This is a genomic window from Microcystis sp. M53602_WE12, assembly GCF_030065455.1.
Taxonomy (GTDB): domain Bacteria; phylum Cyanobacteriota; class Cyanobacteriia; order Cyanobacteriales; family Microcystaceae; genus Microcystis; species Microcystis aeruginosa.
This window is the reverse complement of record NZ_JASJFB010000488.1, coordinates 1-2,961: the sequence shown is the minus strand read 5'-3', so window position 1 is coordinate 2,961 and position 2,961 is coordinate 1. Positions and strand designations below refer to the sequence as shown.

Here is a 2,961-nt window from a genome sequence, read left to right as displayed (position 1 = left end):
TTTTGAGGTGGCCAATTACCTAATTTTCAGGGAAAAAGTGCCTAAATTTCCCCCCGATCACTCCCAGATCCAGTACTTTTTGATTGACAAAAGGTCTAAAAGTCTTACCCAACAAGGTTTTTAGATTTATTCAGCAAGCCCTAACTAACTGGCAATAATGATAGCGAGAAAAGAAGTAGTTTAGTAGTGCCGAATTCTCGTTCCCGATCATTTAGGAGGTAGGAAAGATGACAATTTATGTCACCCGCGAGGGATATAAACTGGTGGCCGATTCCCCACTGGAATTGGTGGAAAAATTACAACAATGTCAGGGTAGAATGACGGAAACAAGACAGGAATTCATGACTCGGCTGGCTGCACAGATGGTAGCCAGCCAAGGCGTTACTGTTCCTATTACTGATCCGGAGAATTTTATCGCCGAGTTAATCCATAACGATTTTCTCAGCGTGGTGGACAGTATTGATGGCTGAAAGTCGGCCGGGGAATTGGCGGCAAAACTTAGCCACTAGGGTTCCTAACACTCAACCCCACTACCCTAGGTCAAAAAGCAAAATTTCCGAGTCTTCTAGAGATTGAATAGCCAAGGAAGTTTCCTCGCTAATTGCCGCTCCATCCCCCGCTTGTAAATGCACGCCATTCACGGTTATTTGCCCTCTAGCCACCTGTAACCAGGCATAACGACCTCCATCTAAGGAATGGGTGAGGGACTGGTCTAGGGGCAAAATTCCCGCATAGAGATTAACATCTTGATGGACTTTAACCGCATTACCATTACCCGTAGGGGAGGCGATTAATTGTAAGGTATGGGGAGAAAATTCGATCGCTTTTTGTTCATAACTGGGTTCTAGGTCTTTTTTGTCGGGAATAATCCAGATTTGCAGGAGATGGAGGGGATTAGTGGCAGAATGATTAAATTCACTGTGTTTTATTCCTGTTCCTGCGCTCATCCGTTGAATTTCACCGTGTCGAATCACGGAACCCGTGCCGAGACTGTCTTGGTGTTCTAGTTCTCCCTCCAAAACATAGGTTAAAATCTCCATATCGTGGTGTCCGTGGGTGTGAAATCCTTTTCCCCCAATCACTTTATCCTCATTAATAACTCTTAGACTCCTAAAATTAATCTGTTGGGGATCATAATATTGGGCAAAAGAAAAAGTATGATAGGTATCCAACCAACCATAGTTAGCGTGGCCTCTTTCCTCAGCTTTGCGTATAGTAATCATCGGTTTTCCTCTTTTTTATCTCTATTATATTCTCAAGGCTTTTTGCTAGATCAACTAAGGATAGCTGATGGGTTTTGTTATCCCTTTTCTGTCAGAGGAGGGATAGGAAGTGTAGATAGTCACGGCAAGCGCATCTTAACAATCCTTGACAAAATAAACCTAGAGGGCGATTTGGGTATATTTGGGTAGAATTTGCCCTCTCAATTGTTAAGCAACAATCGACCAAATAGGTCGAGTTTGTAACTATTCTGATTGACTGCTATCATTTGAAATGCCTACACAGCAAGGGGCTGACAAAATTGGCGAATTGTCAACAGCGTTTGAGCTGCGCTTACCCGGGTAAATAGTGTAATAAAACTTAATAAATTATCCTGATTGATGACTTGACAAGAAAAATTATTACTGTAAAATTGCAGGAAAGAATGTAGTTACTCGAAGGAGTTTCAGTCAAATGATTAATACTCGGTTAAAACCCGTCACTACGGGTCTCATTGGTGCTGTGGGTTTGGGGGTTGCTTTATTAGGGATGCCTGAAATGGCGGAAGCTGTAGATATAAAGGCGGGAATCGATTATCTTTTCACCCCTAAAGGTTCGGACACATGGGTTGATTTCGATCGAAATGGTCCGAATGGACGTACATATTTTAAAGGAGTTCCTATTTTGCCAGGAGGGACTGATACGGCAGTAAAACGATTAGATGACTGCCATTTCGACATAAATGGAAAATGTACTGTAGGTCTTCAATTTGTATCTCTTAATTTGGAGAGTGTTAAACCGGTGCCTGATTTTGGCAATCAAATTGTATTTTTAATGCTGGATGATAGTCACACTCAACCAGTCTCATCTATGACCATAATGGACATTGGTAATAACATGGCCACTTGGACAAACACATTAGACTTTTACTGGAAATTAGTCGATTCAGACAGCAATGTACTCGCAACTGGTTTTGAGTCTTTTATCGGATCGGGAAAAGGAACTTATAATGACGACGGCCACTTTTCTGTTATCACTTATGATGACCAAGCAGAGTGGGCGCGTCACACAGATAAAATTCCCGAACCTTCAACTGTATTAGGCTTAATTGCCGTGGGTTTAAGCTCAATAGTCGGATTTAAAGGCAAAAAAGAGCCAAAATAAGCCTTCGATCGCTTCTTTTTTACCAAGAAAAAGCCCCCCATTGGGGGCTGAGGAAGAATGTAGTTACTTCTTGGAGTATAGCAAATCATGTCGAGAACTGGCAAATATAGCTCGATTTTTGTTTATTGTTGCGGTAAAAACGCCTAACTGTAGCATTTGGGCAGATTACTTCATAAGTTGCAGTTCAGCTGGCTTGAGCGAGATTTCAGGTCAAACTTAAGCCAAATCTCGCCAATCTATCCCTAAATCTTGTAATTTCCGAGCCATCTTTTCTGCCACTTCTTCAGGGGTGGGAACAAGTTTACCTTCAGGGGTAAAAAAGCGTAATTGGCTGTCTTGACATCCTCGCCGCCCTAAAAGTGCGGAGATTCCTAAACCTCACGATTTAAGTTTCTGCTTCCACCACCGTCGCATACCACAGTTAAAAAACCATGTACTGTCTTACACAGAGTCCACAGACTTTCGCCCCATTTCAGAAGCCCGATTCCCTGTGTCCCACGGTACGTTGACCGCCTATAGCTTCTTGTACTTGTTGCGCGCGACTTTTTACCCGGCCAAGCTTTTCTGGTCGGAACCCCCTAAGCCGAGTTTTCAAGG

Annotated in this window: 3 protein-coding genes and 1 pseudogene; 2 read left to right on the top strand and 2 right to left on the bottom strand. The window is 42.8% G+C overall.

Translation table 11 applies throughout. The annotated features are described in order from the left end of the window. Positions 1-227: 227 nt before the first annotated feature. Positions 228-470, top strand: a complete 243-nt coding sequence (locus PX482_RS16260; protein WP_288026830.1) for a hypothetical protein — start codon at positions 228-230, stop codon at positions 468-470. A 60-nt stretch (positions 471-530) separates the two neighbouring features. Here the strand turns inward: PX482_RS16260 and PX482_RS16255 are convergent, their stop codons facing one another. Next, on the bottom strand, positions 531-1,223 hold the full coding sequence (locus PX482_RS16255; protein WP_288094074.1) for a pirin family protein: 693 nt from the start codon (positions 1,221-1,223) through the stop codon (positions 531-533). A 451-nt stretch (positions 1,224-1,674) separates the two neighbouring features. On the opposite strand from PX482_RS16255, the gene PX482_RS16250 reads away from it, so the two are divergent. After that, positions 1,675-2,364: a PEP-CTERM sorting domain-containing protein gene (locus PX482_RS16250; protein ID WP_288094076.1), complete on the top strand. Its 690-nt coding sequence runs from the start codon at positions 1,675-1,677 to the stop codon at positions 2,362-2,364. A 216-nt stretch (positions 2,365-2,580) separates the two neighbouring features. Here the strand turns inward: PX482_RS16250 and PX482_RS16245 are convergent. Further along, positions 2,581-2,709: pseudogene (locus PX482_RS16245) on the bottom strand (Uma2 family endonuclease); the annotation flags it as partial. Positions 2,710-2,961 lie beyond the last annotated feature (252 nt).